This is a genomic window from Stenotrophomonas sp. (assembly GCF_059505245.1).
On sequence record NZ_JCACKF010000001.1, the window covers coordinates 182,209 to 202,391 of the forward strand.

A 20,183-nucleotide genomic window follows, 5' to 3' on the forward strand; every position below is an offset into this window, starting at 1 on the left:
CCGCTTTGACGACAGCGGGTCCAGCTTAGGAGGCGTAAGTGTCTGTAATCCGTGATAAATAGGCAGGCGCAAGAGTGGAGGCCATCACGCTTTCACTTTCCTTGCCGGAATCGTGCATGGCCCGGATCGCCAGTTGGGCGGCGTTCGTTCAGATTGCGGCCGGATCGGCGATAATGGGTGCCATGAGCGTGAATCTGAAAACCCCGCAGGAAATCGAGATGATGCGCATCGCCGGCCGCCTGGCCAGCGAAGTGCTCGACATCGTCACCCCCCACGTCAAGCCCGGTGTCACCACCGAGGAACTGGACCGCATCTGTCACGACCACATCGTGAACGTGCAGGGTGCCATTCCGGCCAACGTCGGCTACCGCGGCTTCCCGAAGACCGTGTGCACCTCGGTCAACAATGTGATCTGCCACGGCATCCCCAGTGAAGGGAAGGTGCTCAAGGATGGCGACATCATCAATATCGACGTCACCGTCATCAAGGACGGCTGGCACGGCGACACCAGCCGCATGTACTTCGTCGGCACCCCGTCGGTGATGGCCCGCCGCCTGGTGGAAACCACTTACGAAGCGATGTGGCGCGGCATCCGTGCGGTGCGTCCGGGCGCCACCCTGGGCGACATCGGCCATGCCATCCAGAGCTACGCCGAAGGCGAGCGTTTCAGCGTGGTGCGCGAGTACTGCGGCCACGGCATCGGCAAGGTCTACCACGACGAGCCGCAGGTGGTGCATTACGGCCGCCCGGGCCAGGGCCTGGTGCTGCAGCCCGGCATGACCTTCACCATCGAGCCGATGATCAACGAGGGCACCCGCTACAACAAGGTGCTGCCGGATGGCTGGACCGTGGTGACCAAGGACCGCAAGCTGTCGGCGCAGTGGGAGCACATGATCGCGGTCACCGAGACCGGCGTGGACGTGTTGACCCTGTCGCCAGGCGAGTCGCAGGTTTCCTGAAGATGCTGCCGGCGAGTTCGCTGCTGGACACGCCGGCCGCGTCGCTCAACGACCCGGATTGGGCTGCTGCCGCGCGCCAGGCGCTGCAGCAGGCCGACGCGCGCCTGTACCGCCGCTTCGACCAGGGCGACAACATCGAGCGCCTGCTGGCGTTGCGCGCGCGCGCTGCCGACCATCTGATCCGCTTGGCCTGGCAGCGCTGCCTGCCGGCCGACAGCGGCCTGTCGCTGTTCGCGGTCGGCGGCTATGGCCGCGGTGAACTGTTCCCGCGTTCGGACATCGACCTGCTGGTGTTCGGCGATCCGCCGGCACAACTGGCGCACGAGGCGGCATTGGCGCGCCTGTTCGCGCTGCTGTGGGACTGCGGATTGGCTGTCAGCCATGCGGTGCGTTCTGCATTGCAGTGCCGGGAGGCGGCGGCTGACCAGACCGTGCTGACCGCGTTGATCGAGGCGCGCCCGATCCTGGCCGATGATGCTGCGCGCCGCGCGCTGCGCGAGGCGATCGACGACCGCGAACTGTGGCCGGCACGCGCCTTCTTCCTGGCCAAGCTGGAAGAGCTGCGCAACCGCCACCAGCGCTTCGGCGATACCGCCGACAACCTGGAGCCGGACCTGAAGGATGGCCCCGGTGGCCTGCGTGATCTCAATACGCTGGGCTGGATGGCGTTGCGTGCCTTCGGCGTGCGCGACCTGGAGGCCCTGGTCGGGCTCGGCCACCTGGGCGCCGACGAAGCCGCGGCGTTGAAGCGCGAACGTGCAGTGCTGGCGCGGTTGCGCTTCGGCCTGCACCTGGTCGCGCGCCGTCCGGAAGAGCGCCTGCGTTTCGATTACCAGAAGACCCTGGCCGCGCGGCTGGGCTTCGAAGACGATGCCGAGAACCTCGGCGTCGAGAAGATGATGCAGGGCTTCTACCGCGCCGCGCTGGTGGTGCGCCGGATCAGCGACCGGCTGCTGCAGCGCTTCGAGGAACAGTTCGACGGCGAGGCCCAGCCGGAGCCGCTGACCGTGGGTTTTTCCCTGCGCCGTGGTTACCTGGCCGCCAACGAGGCCGACTGGCCGCGCGGCGACATCGGCCAGGTGTTCGCCCTGTTTTCCAGCTGGGCCAACAACCCGCAGGTACGCGGCCTGCATTCGCTCACTGCGCGTGCACTGGCCGAGTCGCTGCCGCTGCTGCCGGCCTATGACCAGGCCGATGCCGATGCACGCGAGCAGTTCCTGGCCCTGCTGCGCGGCCAGCGTCCGGTCGATACGCTTTCGCGCATGGCGCGGCTGGGCGTGCTTGGCCAGTGGATTCCCGCGTTTGCCCAGGTCAGCGGGCGCATGCAGTTCGACCTGTTCCATGTCTATACGGTCGACCAGCACACGCTGATGGTCCTGCGCAACATCGGCCAGTTCGCCAGCAGCCGCGCCGACGAGCGCTTCTCGATCGCGCACGAAGTGTGGCCGCGCCTGCGCAAGCCGGAACTGCTGCTGCTGGCCGGCCTGTTCCATGACATCGCCAAGGGCCGCGGCGGCGACCACTCGGAGCTGGGCGCGGTGGACGCGCGCGCGTTCTGCCAGGCGCATGCGCTCAGTGGCACCGATACCGAGCTGGTGGCATGGCTGGTCGAACAGCACCTGCGCATGTCGGTGACCGCGCAGAAGCAGGACATCGCCGATCCGGTGGTGATCCATCGCTTCGCCACCCTGGTCGGCAGCCGCGACCGCCTGGATTACCTGTACCTGCTGACCTGTGCCGACATCGCCGGCACCAGCCCGAAACTGTGGAATGCCTGGAAGGACCGCCTGCTGGCCGATCTGTACTTTGCCACCCGGCGCGCGCTGCGCGAGGGGCTGGAGCACCCGGTACCGGCCGCCGAGCGCGTGGCCGAGGCACGTGACAGCGTGCGCGCACTGGTGCGCGAGCAGGGTTACGACGATGCCACCATCGACCGCCAGTTCGCGGTGATGCCGGATGAGGGCTTCATCCGCCTGCGCCCCGAGCAGCTGGCCTGGCAGGCCGCCGCACTGGTGCCGGTGAAGCAGGGCCAGGCGCTGGTGAAGGTGCGCCGGATCAGCGTCGACGACCCGGCGCTGGAAGTGTTCGTGCACTCGCCCGACCGTGATGGCCTGTTTGCCGCGATCGTGATGACCCTGGACCGCAAGGGCTACGGCATCCATCGCGCGCGCGTGCTGGACGGTCCGGCCGACACCATCTTCGATACCTTCGAAGTGAACCCGGCCGATACCTTTGCCGATGGCAGCAGTGCCAACCTGGAAGCGGCACTGCGCGAGGCACTCAGCGGTGACCTGTCGCGCCTGCGGCCGTCGCGCCGGGTGGTACCGCGGCAGCTGCGGCACTTCCGCTTCGCCCCGCGCATCGAGTTCCGCGATGAACCGGGCGCAACCCGTTTTGCCCTGGTCGCCCCCGACCGTCCCGGCCTGCTGGCCGATGTGGCGTTCGTGCTGCGCAACCAGGGCCTGCGCGTGCATGATGCGCGCATTGCCACGTTCGGCGAACGCGCCGAAGACACCTTCGTGATCAGTGACGAACACGACCTCCCCCTGACTGAACCTGCCCGGCAGCAGCTGCATGACGCGATGCTGGCCTGCCTGGACCCTGATCGAAACGCCGGAGACCCCGCCTGATGGCCACCAAGCCCGCCAAGAAGACCGCCGCGACCCCCAAGAGCGCAGCGGCCCGGAAACCCGCTGCTGCCGCACCGGCCGCGAAGAAGACCCCTGCGCCGAAGAAGGCCGCTGCGGTGAAGGCCCCGGCGAAGAAAACGGCTGCAGTGAAGCGTGCTGTGAAGAAGCCGGCCCCGGCCAAGAGTGCCGAAGCCGTCCGCGCCGAAACCATCGCCCGCAAGTCGCTGCGCAAGCCGTCGGCACCGGGCGTGGAAGAACTCAAGTTCGGCATCGAGAGCGCCTTCGAGCGCCGCGCCACCTTGACCCTGCACGAGCTGGAAGGGTCGACCAAGCCGCTGGTCAACCGCGTGATCGACGGCCTGGAGAGCGGTGAGTTCCGCGTCGCCGAGCCGGACGGCCAGGGCGGCTGGAAGGTCAATGAGTGGCTGAAGAAAGCCGTGCTGCTGTATTTCCGCGTCAACGACATGGCGGTGGTCGATGCACGCCCGGCGCCGTTCTGGGACAAGGTCGAATCGCGCTTCGCCGGCTATGACGAAGCGAAGTTCCGCCGTGGTGGCGTGCGCGTGGTGCCGGGCGCGATCGCCCGCCGCGGTACCTACTTCGGCAAGGACGTGGTGCTGATGCCGAGCTTCACCAACATCGGCGCCCATGTCGGCGAAGGCACCATGGTCGACACCTGGGCCACCGTCGGTTCCTGCGCGCAGATCGGCCAGCACTGCCATCTGTCCGGCGGCGCCGGCATCGGTGGCGTGCTGGAGCCGCTGCAGGCCAGCCCGACCATCATCGAGGACCACTGCTTCATCGGTGCGCGTTCGGAAGTGGTGGAAGGCGTGGTGGTCGGCCACCACAGCGTGATCGGCATGGGCGTGTTCCTCAGCCAGAGCACCCGCATCTACAACCGTGCCACCGGCGAGGTCACCTACGGCTACATTCCGCCGTACAGCGTGGTGGTGTCCGGCTCGCTGCCGAGCAAGGACGGCACCCACTCGCTGTACTGCGCGGTGATCGTCAAGCAGGTTGATGCCAAGACCCGCAGCAAGACCAGCGTCAACGACCTGCTGCGCGGCCTGGCTGACTGAAGATGACGGCGCCGGAGGATCTGGCGCAGTCCGCGATCTACCAGCATCCGTCCGACACCCTGTTCGGGCGGATGCTGCCGCGCCTGCTGCACGCTCCACGCTGGTCCCGGCTGCGCCGCGCGCTGTCGCGGCGCTGGCCGATGCCGGCGCTGGTAAGCGATGTGCGCGACGTGGTCTACGTGAGCTGGTGGGTCGACGTACGCCAAGCGCCGATGCCACCACCAGGCCATCACTACGTGGTCCATGCCGGACGCACGCCCTACACCATCCTCAGCTACCGGCACGGCCACTTCGGGCCCGCGCTGGCCGGGCCGCTGCGCTCGCTGATGCCGTCTCCCCGGCAGAGCAACTGGCGCTGGTACCTGCGTCGTGACGACGATCGGGACGGGACGCCAGTGGTGCTGTTTGATCGCAACGTGATGGACCAGCTGGCCTTCGTCGCCGGCGCGCGCGCTTTCAGCGATGCCATGCAGCCGCATCTGTCGGTGCGCTTCGCGCACGTGGTGCGCGCCGATGGCGGTGGGTACACCCTGATCGAGGGCGGGCAGGGCAGTGCGCCGGCGCTGCACCTGCAGTGGCAGGGCGCTGCGGGCTGGGACGATGCCGGGTGGGCGGCGGCCTTCGGCGGCCACCAGGCCCTGCTGCGCTTGCTGACCTGCCAGGACGAGGCCATCGCCCGCACCTGCGACCAGCGCTGGGCCAGCACCCGCATTGCTCTGCCGGTGGACATCGCGCAGCTGCAACCGCTGCAGCTGGAAGGCGAACAGCAGTGCCCGCGCCTGCAGGCGATGGGCGTGGCGCTGCACGAGGGGCTGGCCTTCCAGCTGCCAAGGGTACCTTTCCGGGTCGTGTCCGAGCGCCTGTTGTGAGATTCTGGCCCTCTGTTTTCCAGCATCACAGATGGCCATGAGCACCACTGTCTACGGTTTGAAGAACTGCGATACCTGCAAGAAGGCGACCAGGTGGCTGGACCGCTTCGGCGTGCCGTACACCTTCGTCGACTACCGCGACAACAAACCCAGCCCGGAAATGCTGCTGGCGTGGGCCGCGCAGCTGGGTGGCCTGGCCGCGATGGTCAACAGGTCCTCCACCACCTGGCGGCAGCTGCCGGACAACCGCAAGGCCGCCGATTCCGAGGCCGAATGGAAGCTGCTGCTGCGCGAGTACCCGCAGCTGATCAAGCGCCCGCTGGTGGTCACGGCCGATGGCACGGTCAGCCAGGGCTTCAGCGACAACGGCTTCAAGGCCCGCTTCGGCGTGGGTGACGCATGAGCGCGGTGCTCGACCTGACCTGCGAGCTGATCGCGCGGCCCTCGGTGACGCCCGATGATGCCGGTTGCCAGGCGCTGCTGGCGGCACGCCTGAAGCAGGCCGGGTTCCAGTGCGATCACCTGCGGCTGGGTGAGGTCGACAACCTGTGGGCGACCCACGGCCAGGGCGCGCCGGTACTGGTGCTGCTGGGCCATACCGACGTGGTGCCGACGGGCCCTCGCGAGGCCTGGGCCAGCGATCCGTTCAGCCCGCAGATCCGCGATGGCGTGCTGTATGGCCGTGGCGCCGCCGACATGAAGGGCAGCGTGGCGGCGTTCGTGGTGGCCGCCGAGCAGTTCGTTGCCGCGCATCCTGATCATCCCGGCACGCTGGCGGTGCTGCTGACCAGCGACGAGGAAGGCGACGCCATCGATGGCGTGCGCCACGTCGCACGCCTGTTCGCCGAACGCGGCCAGCGCATCGACTGGTGCATCACCGGCGAGCCGTCCTCGACTGCGACGCTGGGTGACCTGCTGCGCGTGGGGCGTCGCGGCAGCCTGTCGGCCAAGCTGCGCGTGCAGGGCGTGCAGGGCCACGTGGCGTATCCGGAGAAGGCACGCAACCCGATCCACCAGGCGGCGCCGGCCCTGGCCGAGCTGAGTGCGCGGCGCTGGGATGACGGCTACGAAAGTTTCCCGCCGACCAGCCTGCAGGTCTCCAACATCCATGCCGGTACCGGTGCCAACAACGTGATTCCCGGCGAGCTCGAGGTGGATTTCAACATCCGCTACAACCCGCACTGGGACGCACCGAAGCTGGAAGCGGAGATCACCGCGCTGCTGGAACGGCATGGCCTGCAGTACACGCTGAAGTGGCACCGCAGCGGCGAGCCGTTCTACACCCCGGAGGGCACGCTGCGCGCCACCGCGCGTGCGGTGCTGGCCGAGCACATCGGCCGTGCACCGGAAGAAAGCACCGGCGGCGGCACCTCCGATGCACGCTTCATCGCGCCCTTGGGCGCGCAGTGCATCGAAGTGGGGCCGGTCAACGCCAGCATCCATCAGGTGGACGAGAACGTGCGCGTGGCCGATCTGGAGGCATTGCCGGGGCTGTACCAGCGGCTGGTGGAGCGGCTGCTGGCGTGAACCTGCGACGCTGGGTGCCGACCGTTGGTCGGCACGCCTTTCGCCGGCATTGCTTTCCTGTAGAGCCGAGCCATGCTCGGCTGCTTCTGCAGGGAATGCCCAGCCGAGCGTGGCTCGGCTCTACTCAGAAAAAAATGAAGAACGGCGGCTCGACCGCTTTTTCCCAGTAGCTCGGCGCCGCCATGTAGAAGCGCTGCGCCTCGGCCCGGGCGAACCAGCGTGCGGCTGCGTCGGTGTCCTTCTCCACGCCCGGTGCACCGCGGCCCAGCAGCAGTCCGGCGAAGTACTGGCCGAACACATTGCCCTTCTCGCCGGCACGCTGGTACAGCTGCAGCGCACGTGCGGGATCGCGCGGCAGTCCCATGCCCTTTTCCAGCAGCGCGCCCAGGTCTACCTGCGCTTCGGCACCGCCACGCTCGGCGCGGCGCTGGATCTGCGCAACCAGTGGATGCACGGTGCCATCCTGTGCGGCCACCGCATCCGGTAGCCGTGACGATGAACTCGGGTAGCGCTCGTAGATCATTCCGCGCAGGTCCCAGCGCAGCGCCTGTTGCGCGTCGCCTCGCTGACGATAGGCCTTGGCGAGTTCGTAGAACGCATAGGGATTGCCGTGGTAGGCCGCCGCCAGGTAGGCGCGTTCTCCGCGTCGCCAGGACGCACGCAGCACCGGCGCCGGATTGATGTGGGGGCTGTCGGCATGCCGCAGCGTGCCGGAGATCCAGATCCTGCCCAGTGCTTCTTCCGCCTTGGTGTTGTGGAAGGTCCAGGGTGTGACCGCGGCGGCGCGCTCGTAGTAGGCGATGGCGCGCGGATCGTTGAAGCGTTCGAAGGTTTCCGCGGTATCGAAGGCACCCTCGAAGCTGCCGTCGGTGCCGTGTTGCTCCAGGCCCTGCAGCTGGGCCGGCGGCAGGGGCGAGGGTGGGGCCAGGGTCTGGCAGGCGGCCAGGCCCAGGCAGAACAGGGCGGCCAGCGCCGCGTTGCGTCCAGTGCGGTGTTGCATTTCCATTACACGTTTCACGGCCGGCCATTATGCGCGCCGGGGAGTGGTTGCCAACGCAACGGTTGCACCATGCCGGAAAGCGGGGTAGGGTCAATGCCATGTCGATCCGCCTGGCCACCGCCGTCAATAACAACAACCGCAATAATCTGCGCGCGAATAATCGTGCGCGGCCGATGCGGGACTGCGCCCTGGGTAGATAGACAGCAACACACGCCCGGACACCAGAAAACCCGCATCGGTCGATGCGGGTTTTTTTGTGCCCGGGCGTAGTCCCACCCGGGCCTGGATGGCCGGTCGAACACCCTCCCACCCGTGAAATCCCCAACAGGAGCTCCCCCATGTGTTCGATCTTCGGAATCTTCGGCCTGCAGGCCGGTGACGATCTTCCCGCCCTGCGCCGGCACGCGCTGGAACTGTCGCAACGCCAGCGCCACCGTGGCCCGGACTGGAGCGGCGTGTACCTCGACGAAGGTGCGCTGCTGGTCCATGAACGGCTGGCCATCGTCGATCCGGCCGGTGGTTCGCAGCCGCTGCTGTCGGCCGATGGCCAGCTGGCGCTGGCGGTGAACGGCGAGATCTACAACCACCAGGCGTTGAAGGCGGCGCTGACCACCACCTACGACTTCCAGACCGGCTCGGACTGCGAGGTGATCAACGCGCTCTACCGCCAGGGCGGCGCGCCGGCGCAGTGGCTGGAACAGCTCAACGGCATCTTCGCCTTCGCGCTGTGGGACCGTGACAGTGGACGCGTGCTGGTGGCGCGCGACCCGGTGGGCGTGGTGCCGCTGTACTGGGGCCACGATGCCCAGGGGCGCTTGCGCGTGGCCTCGGAAATGAAGGCGCTGGTCAATACCTGTGCCGATGTCGCGCAGTTCCCGCCGGGCCACTATTTCGACAGTGCCAGCGGTGAGCTGGTGCGCTACTACCAGCAACCGTGGCGCGACTACGCCGACGTGCAGGGCCGCCAGGCCGATCTGGCTGAACTGCGCCAGGCGTTCGAGCATGCGGTGGAGCGCCAGCTGATGAGCGATGTGCCTTATGGCGTGCTGCTGTCCGGTGGCCTGGACTCGTCGCTGGTGGCGGCGGTGGCCGCGCGCTATGCACGTCGTCGCATCGAGGATGGGGGACAGACCGAAGCCTGGTGGCCGCGCCTGCACTCGTTCGCGATCGGCTTGAAGGGCTCGCCCGATCTGGCCGCCGCAGCGATCGCCGCCGAAGCGCTGGGCACCGTGCATCACGGTTTCGAGTACACGTTCGAGGAAGGCCTCGATGCGCTGCCGGAGGTGATCCGCCACATCGAGACCTACGACGTCACCACCATCCGCGCATCGACGCCGATGTTCCTGCTGGCGCGGCGGATCAAGGCGATGGGCGTGAAAATGGTGCTCTCCGGCGAGGGCAGCGACGAGATCTTCGGTGGCTACCTGTACTTCCACAAGGCACCGGATGCGCGTGAATTCCACGACGAGCTGGTACGCAAGCTCGACGCCCTGCACAACTACGACTGCCTGCGCGCCAACAAGTCGATGATGGCCTGGGGCGTGGAGCCGCGCGTGCCGTTCCTGGACCGTGAGTTCCTCGATGTGGCGATGCGCTTCGATGCCGCACACAAGATGGTCGGTGCCGGTTTTGGCGGCCGCCGTATCGAGAAGGCCGTGTTGCGCGAGGCGTTCGACGGCTACCTGCCGGACAGCATCCTGTGGCGGCAGAAGGAACAGTTCAGCGATGGCGTGGGCTATGGCTGGATCGATGGGCTGAAGGCACATGCCGAGGCGCAGGTGAGCGACCGTGTACTGGCGGCCGCCGACAAGCGCTTCCCGCACAACCCGCCGCAGACCAAGGAGGCGTACTACTACCGCCACCTGTTCGAGCAGTTCTTCCCGAGCCGGGCAGCGGCCGAGACCGTGCCGGGAGGCAAGTCGATCGCCTGTTCGTCGCCCGCGGCCATCGCCTGGGACGCCAGCTTCGCCGCGGCGGCAGATCCCTCCGGTCGCGCGATCGCCGGCGTGCACGAGCAGGCACTGGCCTAAGCACCCCAAAAAGGGGACGGAGGGGATTAAGTCGTTTGTGCCGTTAACGCCTTAATCCCCTCCGTCCCCTTTTTGTATCATCGCCCCCTGCACATTGGGGAATGTTCATGGACGTACAGGCAGGCGGCAACGCGCCGCCCACGAAATGGGGATGGCGCTACCTGGCCTGGGCCGGGGTTCCGTTGCTGGCTGGCGTGCTGCTGGCGCGGTATGCCGGGCCGGCGGCGCCCGAGGCGGTTGCCCGTGCCTCCGTCGCCGCCGAAGGCGGCTGGGTGCAGCATCTGGCGTCTCCGCTGGGCCTGTTCCTGCTGCAGCTGCTGGTACTGCTGCTGGTGGCCAAGGGCGCGGGGGCGCTGCTCAAGCGCATGGGACAGCCGGCGGTGATCGGCGAAATGGCCGCTGGCCTGATGATGGGGCCGCTGGTGCTTGGCAGCCTGCTGCCGCAGCTGCATGGTGCGCTGTTCCCGGCCAGTTCGCTGGGCCCGCTGGGCATGCTCAGCCAGCTGGGCGTGCTGATGTTCCTGCTGGTGGCCGGTGCCGAACTGGACCTGGCGGCGCTGCGTGGCCGCCGGCGTTTCGCCTTTACCGTCAGCCATGCCGGCATTGCAGTGCCGTTCGTGCTCGGCGTCGCCTTGGCGATCTGGCTGTATCCGCAGCACGGCCCACAGGGTGTGGGCTTCACCGCATTCGCACTTTTCGTAGGCATCTCGATGAGCATCACGGCCTTCCCCGTGCTGCTGCGCATCCTGGCCGACCGCGGGATCACACAGACGCCGCTGGGGCAGACCGCGATCGCCTGCGCCGCCTTGGGCGATGCCACCGCGTGGTGCCTGCTGGCGCTGATCGTGGCTGCCGCCCAGGCCAGCGGCTGGTTGCCGGCCAGCCTCAACCTGGTGTGCGTGGTCGCGTTCGTGGCGCTGATGCTGGGGCTGGTGAAGCCGTGGTTCGCGCGCCGGCAGATTGCGCCGGGCCGTGAGGGGCGCTGGCTGCTCGGCATCCTGCTGCTGTCGCTGGGCAGTGCGCTGGTCACCGAGATGCTGGGCATCCACGCGCTGTTCGGCGCGTTCGCTGCGGGTGTCGCGGTATCGTCCAACGCGCAGCTGCGTGACCTGCTGATGGCCCGTGTCGAGCCGTTCGCGGTCACGCTGCTGCTGCCGTTGTTCTTCGCCATGACCGGGCTGCGCATGCGCGCCGATGCGCTGCAGGCCAGCGACATCGTGCTGTGCGTGGTGGTGATCGCGGTGGCCACGACGGGCAAGCTGCTGGGCACCTTCAGTGCCGCGCGCAGTGCCGGCATGCCCACGCGCGAAGCGTGGCGGCTGGGCGCGCTGATGAACACCCGCGGCCTGATGGAGCTGATCGTGCTCAACCTGGGGTATGAGCTGGGCCTGCTCGGTGACCGCCTGTTCGCGGTGCTGGTGATCATGGCGCTGGTGACCACGGCGATGACCGGGCCGCTGCTGAACCTGATCGAACGGCGCAGGGCCTGAACGTTGAACGGTAGTGCCGGCCGCTGGCCGGCAACCTGATGATGCTGGACACACCTGCATGGATGCCGGCCAGCGGCCGGCACTACCGCGCTGGCACCAGTGTCATCACGTGCTGCGTCTTGCCCGGCAGGAACGGTGTCGGGCGCCCATGCACCCAGTCCTCGTGGCCGGCACCCCAGTACGGTGACAGCGGATGGCCGCTCTGGCCGCTGGGCATGTGCACGATGCCGTCGGCCTCGTGGCCGGGCGAGACCACCATGCGCTCGGAGGCGCCGAAGTTCGGCGTCTGCACGCGCGGCATGTCCCGGTCGCCGGGCAGGCGGTCGGCGGGCATGCACAGCCAGCGCTTGGCGATGTCCGGCAGCGCCCGTGCGATGGGGTGGCAGATCGCCGCGGTATTGCGTTCACCCCAGCTGCGCTTGGCCAGCGGCCCCTGCTTGGCCAGCTCACCCTCGGTACGGCGCGCGGCGTCGATCAGCAGCGCATCCCAGCTGTCGAAGGCCGGTGGCAGCAGGTTGGCCGGGCGCTGTTCCAGCATCGGCCAGGCCACGCCTTCCAGCTGTGCCAGGCGTGGGTCCAGGTAGGCATCGCCCAGCTGCGCGTTGGCCGGGGCCAGCAGTGCATCGGACAGCGTGGCCATGACCTGCGTGCGGAATTCACGCACCACCCGGTAGCTGACCGAACTGGCCGAGGCGCGCCCGCCCCATTGATGGCTGGCCTCCTTCAAACGCTTCAGCGCAGGATCGTCACTGCGTTCGATGACGTCGTGCAGCAGAGCCCACCAGCGCTGCAGGAACACCGCGCGGTCGTCGAGCTGGATCGCCAGAAGGTCGTGCTCGTCGAAGCGCTCCTGGATTGCCAGCAGGTCGCGGATCTGCCGCGCCCGCGCACCCAGGTCATAGCCGCCGTTGCCGACGTTGGCGAGTGCCTCGCCGTCGAGGACGCGTCCATTGGCGGTCCACAGGCGATGGTTGGGGGGATCGATCAATGCCGGCGAGGCATCGCTGCGGATCGGCCACGGCGCGCAGCCCTGGTTGCTGGCGGCATTGAAGCCGGCCGGTGCACAGCCGGGGCCGCGGTCCGGGCGAGCGCCGATCAGGCGCCAGGCAATGCGCCCGCTGCGATCACCGACCACCAGGTTCTGTGCGGGGATGCCGGCACGGTCGGCGAAGTGCAGTGCACCGTCGAGGTCACCGGCGCGGGCCAGGTCAGCGAAATCCAGGCGTACGGCACCGGGCAGGTGTGCGACCCAGCGCAGGGCGTCGCCACTGCCATCGGCATGGGTATGCAGGATCGGCCCCCAGTCGGTTTCGCGCACCGCGAACAGCACGTCGGCCTGGCCGGCCACGGCGATGCGCTCTTCGTGCACGGTCACGGCGGCGCTGGCCGGTTCCGTGCGGTAGTCCGCCGTGTCGATGTAGCTGTTGGTGAAGCCCCAGGCGACGTGCCCGTTGCTGCCGACGATCACCGCCGGCAGGCCCGGCAGGGAGAAGCCGGTGACATCGACCTGGCCGCCGGCGGCCTGCGGGTCGGGGTAGCGCAGGCGCACGCGGAACCACAGGCCGGGTGCACGCAGGCCCAGGTGCATGTCGTCGGCAACGATGGCGCGGCCGTCGGCGGTAAGCGCGCCGGCCACCGCGAAGTTGTTGCTGCCGATGAAGTCGCCCTCTTCCTGCTCAGTGCCCGTTTTTCCCTTCAATGTGCGCAGGTCCAGCTGGCTGGCATCGGGCAGGGCGGCGTTGCCGGTGGGTTCGCCAAACAGCGGCGCATCCCATTCGGTGCCGTCGTGGGCGATCAGTGCGTACAGCGCCGGCGGCACCACTGCGCGGATGCGGCTGAGCGCAAGCTCGGTCTGGTTGCCGGGATCCTGCAGGTCGGCATACATGGCCAGCCCGGTCAGCACGCTGTCGCTGGCCTGCCACGGTTGTGGTGATTGCCGCAGCAGCAGGTAGGCCCACGGGCGCACGGAGAGATCGGCCAGGCCTTCGTTGACGCCATCCACGTAGGCGCGCACGGCTATGCCGTTGTCGCCCAGTGCGGCCTGCAGATTCGCCTCGGTGCGTGCACGCAGCCGGTGCACGCGCATGCGCTTGTCGGCGTCGATGGCCTTCGGCCCGAACAGCGCCGACAGCTCGCCAGCGGCACTGCGGCGCATCAGGTCCATCTCGAAATAACGTTCCTGCGCGTGTACGCGGCCGAGCGCACGCATCGCGTCGGCCTGGCTGCCGGCAGTGATGGTGACCACGCCCAGCCCATCGCGCTCGATGGTGACCGGCTTGGCCAGCCCCGGCAGCGCATGCTCGCCGTCCAGGTCGGCCAGGCTGCCGCGCAGCAGCAGCCACAGCACCAGTGCGGTGACCAGCACGATGGCGATCAACACGCCCAGCACCCAACGCCATGTACGTCGCATCGCACGTCCTTTCCGAACTCGTGGGCCGATTGTAGCCGCAGGCGCAACTGCGACTGATTCCGATTAGATCACCGTATTTTGAAATGCGGCACCCTATGCCGCATCGATTCACAGGAGCCCCCCCATGAAAGGCAACCCGGACGTCATCGCCTGCCTGAAGGAACTGCTGCGCGGCGAGCTTGCTGCGCGCGACCAGTACTTCATCCATTCCCGCCGCTACGAGGACCAGGGCCTGTTCGCGCTGTACGAACGCCTGAACCACGAGATGGAAGAGGAAACCCAGCATGCCGATGCGCTGCTGCGCCGGATCCTGTTCCTGGGTGGCGACCCGGACATGCGCCCGCATGCCACCGAGCCGGGCAAGACCGTGGAGGAGATGCTGCAGAAGGATCTCGATACTGAATACGCCGTTCGGAACAATCTCGCCGCCGGCATGAAGCTGTGCGAGGAGAAGGGCGATTACGTGAGCCGCGACATCCTGCTGGCGCAGCTGAAGGACACCGAGGAAGACCACGCCTGGTGGCTGGAGCAGCAGCTGGGCCTGATCAAGCGCATCGGCCTGGAGCTGTACCAGCTGAGCAAGATCGACGGCAGCGGCGCCCCGGCGCACTGAGCGGGCATCGTTTTTGTAGAGCCGAGCCAATGCTCGGCTGCCTTCCGGTAGAGCCGACCGCTGGTCGGCTGCTCTGCAGAAAGCAGCCGACCAGCGGTCGGCTCTACCAGCAGCACAGCGTTCTGTCGCCCGCCAGCACCGGAGCACCGCCAGCCAGCCTTCGCCCGCCAGCCGCTCCACCGCCCGCCAGCCGACAACGAAAAAGCCGGGGAATGCCCCGGCTTTTTCGTGCCTGGGGTCAGAGCCCTTTCCCATGGAAAGGGATCCGACCCCCGTACCTCTTATTCCACCGACAGCCCTTCCACCTTCTGCCAGCCGCGCGGCAGCAGGTGGCCGCGGGTGGCACGGGCGCCGAGGTAGGCGTCGAGCTCGTTGAACTTCAGGCCCATGGTGCGCTGGCCGCTGCGCACCTGCAGGGTCTGCCCCGGACTGATCGCCACGATGGCGACCACGCGTTCGGTGGCGAGCTTGGCCTTCGGGATCTCGATGATCTTGTTGCCCTTGCCCTTGTCCAGTTCCGGCAGGTCGTTGGCGGCGATCGCCAGCAGGTTGCCGGAGCTGGTCACCGCCACGATGCGGTCGGTGGCCACGTTGGCGACCATCGACGGGGTGAGCACCGACGAGCCGGACGACAGGTTCAGCATCGCCTTGCCGGCCTTGTTGCGACCGATCAGGTTCTCGAAGCGGGTGACGAAGCCGTAGCCGTGGCTGGAGGCCAGCACGAAGCGGGCATCCGGCTCGGCACTGGCCAGGGTCACGAAGCTGGTACCCGCTGCCGGCGAGAAGCGGCCGGTCAGCGGTTCGCCATTGCCACGCGCGGAGGGCAGGGTATGCACCGGCGTCGAGTAGGCGCGGCCTTCGCTGTCGAGGAACGCGACCTGCTGGGTGCTGCGCGCACGCACTGCGCCCTGCAGGGCGTCGCCGTCGCGGTAGGACAGGGCGGACGCATCGACGTCGTGGCCCTTGGCCGCTCGGATCCAGCCCTTCTCCGACAGCACCACGGTCATCGGCTCGCTCGGCACCAGCTCGGTCTCGTCGATGGCCTGCGCGGCCTGGCGCTGCACCAGCGGCGAGCGGCGTGCGTCGCCGAACTTCCTGGCGTCGGCGGTCAGTTCGTCGCGGATCAGCTTCTTCAGCTTGGCCTTGCTGTCGAGGATGCCGAGGATCTTCTCGCGCTCCTTGGCCAGTTCGTCCTGCTCGCCGCGGATCTTCATCTCCTCCAGGCGGGCCAGCTGCTTCAGCTTGGTTTCCAGGATGTACTCGGCCTGTTCCTCGGACAGGCCGAAGCGCGCGATCAGCGCCGCCTTCGGTTCGTCCTCGGTACGGATGATGTGGATCACCTCGTCCAGGTTGAGGAAGGCGACCAGCAGGCCTTCCAGCAGGTGCAGGCGGCGCTCGACCTTCTGCAGGCGGTGCTGCAGGCGGCGGGTGACGGTGTTGCTGCGGAAGGTCAGCCATTCGCTGAGCAGCATCTTCAGGTTCTTCACCTGCGGACGGCCGTCCAGCCCGATCACGTTGAGGTTGACGCGGTAGCTGCGCTCCAGGTCCGTGGTCGCGAACAGGTGGCCCATCAGCTGGTCCGCGTCGACGCGGTTGGAACGTGGCACCAGCACCACGCGCACCGGGTTGGCGTGGTCGGATTCGTCGCGGATGTCTTCCAGCCACGGCAGCTTCTTGGCGCGCATCTGCGCGGCGATCTGCTCGATCACCTTCGACGGCGACACCTGGAACGGCAGCGCCGTCACCACGATGTTGTTGGCCTCCTTGGTGAAGGTCGCACGTGCACGCACGCTGCCGTTGCCGGTCTCGTAGATGTTCCGCAGGTCGTTGGCCGAGGTGATGATCTCGGCGCTGGACGGGTAGTCCGGACCCTGCACGTGCTCGCACAGGTCGCGCACGCTGGCATCGGGGTTGTCCAGCAGGTGCAGCAGTGCGCTGACGATCTCGTTGAGATTGTGCGGCGGCACGTCGGTGGCCATGCCCACGGCGATGCCGGTGGTGCCGTTGAGCAGCAGGTGCGGCAGCCGTGCCGGCATCCAGGTCGGCTCCTGCAGGGTGCCGTCGAAGTTCGGTGCCCAGTCGGTGGTGCCCTGGCCCAGTTCGCCCAGCAGTACTTCGGCGATCGGGGTCAGCTTGGATTCGGTGTAACGCATCGCCGCGAACGACTTCGGGTCGTCGCTGGAGCCGAAGTTGCCCTGGCCCTCGATCAGCGGATAGCGGTACGAGAACGGCTGTGCCATCAGCACCAGGGCCTCGTAGCACGCGCTGTCGCCGTGCGGGTGGTACTTACCGATGACGTCACCGACGGTGCGCGCGGACTTCTTCGGTTTGGACGCGGCATTCAGGCCCAGCTCGCTCATCGAATAGATGATGCGGCGCTGCACCGGCTTCAGGCCGTCGCCGATGAACGGCAGGGCGCGGTCCAGGACCACATACATCGAGTAGTCGAGGTAGGCGCGTTCGGCGTACTCGCGCAGCGGCAGTTGTTCGAATCCGTGGAACACGGGGCGGGCAAGTTCGGTCATGCGGCGTTGTTACCTGTTGTCGGGAGGCGGCGACGGCGGTCGCCGCTCGCAATCCTGTGATTATCCGGATGCGGCGGGGGATGCCAAGCCGCGCGCAGGGTCCAGCCCGGTTTCCAGGCCGTGCCCGGCCCGTGCCAGGTAGCGACCGGGCGGCAGCCCGAAGTGGCGGCGGAACACGGTAACGAACGCGCTGGCGCTGCTGAAGCCCAGCGCGTGGGCGATGTCGGCCACGCTGCGGCCGTCGGTCAGCTGGCGCAGGGCCTCTGACAGGCGCGCCTGCTGCCGCCACTGGGCGAAGCTGAGCGTGGTCTCGTCGCGGAAGTGACGGGTCAGGCTGCGCGGTGACAGACCGGCCCAATGCGCCCATTCGGCCAGGCTGCGTTCGTCGGAGGGGTTGGCCAGCAACTGCGAGGCGATCTTCAGCAGGCGCCGGTCGTGCGGCATCGGCAGGTGCATGCGCTGGCGCGGCGCGGTGCGGATCTCGTCCAGCAGCACGTCGATGATGTGCTGGCGCTCGGGCGTGGTGTCATGGCCGAGCGGCCATTCGCAGATGCGGTCGGCCAGCGCCTGCGCCAGCTTGGACAGGCCCAGCACGCAGGGGTCGGCGGGCAGGGTGGCGCAGGCCGGTGCAGCCAATGCCATGCCCCAGCCGCGCAACGGGCCGTCGAGGGTGACGGTGTGCGGTTCCAGCGGCGGCATCCAGCCGGCCGAGCCCGGCGCCAGCGACCACGTGCCATGCGAGGTGCGGGTGGTCAGCAGGCCGCGTTCGACGCAGATCAACTGGGCACGCTGGTGGTGGTGCCAGTCGACCTCGCGGGCCAGGCCCTGCTGGCTGTCGAAGCGGAAGGCGATGACCGGCGGGCCGTCGTTGCGCTCGAACCAGTCCAGTGCCTCATCTCTGAGTAGGCGTTTGGGAACCTGAATTTCTGCCTTGTTCATCATGTCCGCTGGCTGAAATGTGACATCCATTGGCTGGATTGTACTACCGGGCCACCTGACCAGATCATTAAGGTAGGCGCCTTCACTGATCGAGCCCGCTGCTGCAACACAGCATTCGATGCCAGATCGAATATTTCCATTGAGAAATATTTTTTTTGGAAGAGAATGCTCCCCCATGATCTGTCCTGCAACCACTCCCCCCAGCTTCGGCCTGCTGCTGCGCCAGGTGCGCGACGGCCTGGTGCGCCAACTCGACGCGTCCATGGCGGAAGAAGATCTGGGAATCGGCTTCACCCATTACATCGGGTTGAAGGTGCTTTCCCACATGGCGCCCTGCACCGCCAACGAACTGGCCCAGGCCATCGACCAGGTGCCCAGCGCGGTCACCCGCCTGCTGGACAAGCTGGAGGCGCTGGGCTGCGTCCGCCGCGAGGCGCATGCGCAGGACCGGCGGGCACTGCAGATCGTGCTGACCGACGAAGGCCGTGCGTTGTGGGCGCGGCTGAAGCTGCGCGGCGACGCGGTGATGGATTACGCGCTGCGTGATCTTTCCGCCGACGAGCGCACGCTGCTGCTGTCCCTCCTTACCCGAATCCGCGATTCACTGACGACCCCATGAACCCGATCCCGCATTCCACTCTCCGCCGGTCCGGGCGCGCGCTGCTGGTGTCAGCGCTGGCGCTGGCCCTGGCCGCCTGCGCCAGCAGTCGTGGCCTCAACCCGCAGGGCCACGTGCTTGACGTGGACAGCCTGCACAGCGAACGCACCCTGGCTGACACCGACCTGAGCGCCGCCGGCTTCCCGGCGCAGGACTGGTGGAAGGCACTGGGCGATGCGCAGCTGGACGCACTGGTCGCCGAAGGCCTGGCCGGTCATCCGAGCCTGGACGCCGCCGACGCGCGCCTGCGCCAGGCCCAGGCCCAGGTCGGTACCGCGCGCGCCGACGAGCTGCCCAGCCTGTCGGTGTCCGGCGGCTACACCGGCCTGCGCCTGCCCGAGTCGATGGTCGGCAGCGAGATGGGCGGCCGCTATGGCGGCAGCAGCCAGGTCGCCTTCGATTTCAGCTACGGCGTGGACCTGTGGGGCGGCAAGCGCGCTGCCTGGGAAGCCGCCGTGGATGGCGCGCATGCCGCCACCGTTGAAGCCCAGGCAGCACGCCTGAACCTGTCCACCGGCATTGCCCAGGCCTATGCCGACCTGGCCTACGCGTGGCAGCTCAACGACGTGGCCGAGGAAGAACTGACCCGCTCGCAGAAATCGCTGCAGCTGACCCGCCAGCGCCGCAGCGCCGGCATCGACAGCGATCTGCAGGTGCGCCAGGCCGAGGCCCGCGTGCCGGCCGCGCAGCAGCAGGTGCTGGCCGCGCAGCAGCGCATCGACGCCGCCCGCACCGCGCTGGCTGCACTGGTCGGCAAGGGGCCGGACCGTGGCCTGTCGATCCAGCGCCCGCAGCCGTTGAACCCGATGGCACTGCAGCTGCCGGGCGTACTGCCCAGCGAACTGCTCGGCCGTCGCCCCGACATCGTGGCTGCGCGCTGGCGCGTGGAAGCGGCCGACAAGCAGATCAAGGTCGCCAAGACCAAGTTCTACCCGAGCTTCAACCTGACCGCGCTGGCCGGCGTGGTCGCCCCGAACGTGGGTGACCTGCTGAAGAGCAGCTCGACCTTCGCCTACATCGGCCCGGCGTTGAGCCTGCCGATCTTCGAAGGCGGCAAGCTGCGCGCCAACCTGGCCAACACCGACGCGCAGTACGACCTGGCGGTGGCCAACTACAACCAGGCCGTGCTCGATGCACTGCGCGACGTCGCCGACCAGGTCAACGCGGTGCGCTCGCTGGCGCAGCAGGCGCACGCGCAGCAGCAGGCAGTGGACACCGCACGCTCGGCCTTCGACCTGGCCCAGCAGCGCTACCGCGCCGGCATCGGCAGCTACCTGGACGTGCTGACTGCGCAGTCCACCCTGCTGCAGTCGCAGCAGCAGCTGGCCGGCCTGCAGTCGCAGCAGGTGCAGACCTCGGTGCGCCTGAGCAAGGCGCTGGGCGGTGGTTTCCAGCCCGCCGACACCGACCGCGCACCGATCGCCTCCCATTCCGATTCCTCGCATTCCTGAAGA

15 protein-coding genes are annotated in these 20,183 nt (G+C 68.0%); 11 read left to right on the forward strand and 4 right to left on the reverse strand.

Going from position 1 to position 20,183, the window contains the following annotated elements; genetic code table 11:
- The first annotated feature begins 173 nt into the window (after positions 1–173).
- Genes map through dapE form a run of 6 tightly spaced genes read left to right on the forward strand, consistent with a single transcriptional unit; the run spans position 174 to position 7,064 of the window.
- A complete protein-coding gene (gene map / locus AC5JLE_RS00820; protein WP_005412748.1) occupies positions 174–959 on the forward strand; it encodes a type I methionyl aminopeptidase in 786 nt (261 codons plus the stop codon).
- Positions 960–979: 20 nt separating this feature from the next.
- On the forward strand, positions 980–3,589 hold the full coding sequence (locus tag AC5JLE_RS00825; RefSeq protein ID WP_445978323.1) for a [protein-PII] uridylyltransferase: 2,610 nt from the start codon (positions 980–982) through the stop codon (positions 3,587–3,589).
- Positions 3,589–4,668 (forward strand): 2,3,4,5-tetrahydropyridine-2,6-dicarboxylate N-succinyltransferase, encoded by a 1,080-nt coding sequence (dapD, locus tag AC5JLE_RS00830; RefSeq protein WP_049403826.1) that lies wholly within the window; start codon positions 3,589–3,591, stop codon positions 4,666–4,668. The genes AC5JLE_RS00825 and dapD overlap by 1 nt, the downstream gene beginning before the upstream one ends.
- Positions 4,669–4,670: 2 nt before the next feature.
- Positions 4,671–5,537: a hypothetical protein gene (locus tag AC5JLE_RS00835; protein WP_241884178.1), complete on the forward strand. Its 867-nt coding sequence runs from the start codon at positions 4,671–4,673 to the stop codon at positions 5,535–5,537.
- 31 nt (positions 5,538–5,568) lie between these two features.
- Positions 5,569–5,940, forward strand: a complete 372-nt coding sequence (locus AC5JLE_RS00840) for an arsenate reductase (protein ID WP_014646513.1) — start codon at positions 5,569–5,571, stop codon at positions 5,938–5,940.
- Positions 5,937–7,064 (forward strand): succinyl-diaminopimelate desuccinylase, encoded by a 1,128-nt coding sequence (dapE, locus tag AC5JLE_RS00845; protein WP_049403828.1) that lies wholly within the window; start codon positions 5,937–5,939, stop codon positions 7,062–7,064. The genes AC5JLE_RS00840 and dapE overlap by 4 nt, the downstream gene beginning before the upstream one ends.
- Before the next feature lie 124 nt (positions 7,065–7,188).
- Here dapE and AC5JLE_RS00850 read toward each other — a convergent pair whose 3' ends face one another.
- Positions 7,189–8,064 (reverse strand): tetratricopeptide repeat protein, encoded by an 876-nt coding sequence (locus AC5JLE_RS00850; protein WP_496064916.1) that lies wholly within the window; start codon positions 8,062–8,064, stop codon positions 7,189–7,191.
- Positions 8,065–8,402: 338 nt separating this feature from the next.
- On the opposite strand from AC5JLE_RS00850, the gene asnB reads away from it, so the two are divergent.
- Complete coding sequence (asnB, locus tag AC5JLE_RS00855; RefSeq protein ID WP_496064917.1) at positions 8,403–10,094, forward strand: asparagine synthase B; 1,692 nt, start codon at positions 8,403–8,405, stop codon at positions 10,092–10,094.
- 101 nt (positions 10,095–10,195) lie between these two features.
- Positions 10,196–11,584: a cation:proton antiporter domain-containing protein gene (locus AC5JLE_RS00860; protein WP_014646517.1), complete on the forward strand. Its 1,389-nt coding sequence runs from the start codon at positions 10,196–10,198 to the stop codon at positions 11,582–11,584.
- Positions 11,585–11,666: 82 nt separating this feature from the next.
- Here the strand turns inward: AC5JLE_RS00860 and AC5JLE_RS00865 are convergent, their stop codons facing one another.
- Positions 11,667–13,994 (reverse strand): penicillin acylase family protein, encoded by a 2,328-nt coding sequence (locus tag AC5JLE_RS00865; protein WP_496064918.1) that lies wholly within the window; start codon positions 13,992–13,994, stop codon positions 11,667–11,669.
- Positions 13,995–14,118: 124 nt separating this feature from the next.
- On the opposite strand from AC5JLE_RS00865, the gene bfr reads away from it, so the two are divergent.
- Complete coding sequence (gene bfr, locus AC5JLE_RS00870) at positions 14,119–14,607, forward strand: bacterioferritin (RefSeq protein WP_005415872.1); 489 nt, start codon at positions 14,119–14,121, stop codon at positions 14,605–14,607.
- 281 nt (positions 14,608–14,888) lie between these two features.
- On the opposite strand, the gene parC is transcribed toward bfr, so the two are convergent.
- A complete protein-coding gene (gene parC, locus AC5JLE_RS00875; protein WP_496064919.1) occupies positions 14,889–17,132 on the reverse strand; it encodes a DNA topoisomerase IV subunit A in 2,244 nt (747 codons plus the stop codon).
- Positions 17,133–17,192: 60 nt separating this feature from the next.
- Entirely contained in the window at positions 17,193–18,074 is an 882-nt protein-coding gene (locus tag AC5JLE_RS00880; RefSeq protein WP_204294291.1) for a helix-turn-helix domain-containing protein, read from the reverse strand.
- 172 nt (positions 18,075–18,246) lie between these two features.
- On the opposite strand from AC5JLE_RS00880, the gene emrR reads away from it, so the two are divergent.
- Positions 18,247–18,690 (forward strand): multidrug efflux system transcriptional regulator EmrR, encoded by a 444-nt coding sequence (gene emrR / locus AC5JLE_RS00885; protein WP_014646521.1) that lies wholly within the window; start codon positions 18,247–18,249, stop codon positions 18,688–18,690.
- On the forward strand, positions 18,687–20,180 hold the full coding sequence (gene emrC / locus AC5JLE_RS00890) for a multidrug efflux transporter outer membrane subunit EmrC (protein ID WP_046429738.1): 1,494 nt from the start codon (positions 18,687–18,689) through the stop codon (positions 20,178–20,180). The genes emrR and emrC overlap by 4 nt, the downstream gene beginning before the upstream one ends.
- Positions 20,181–20,183: the final 3 nt, after the last annotated feature.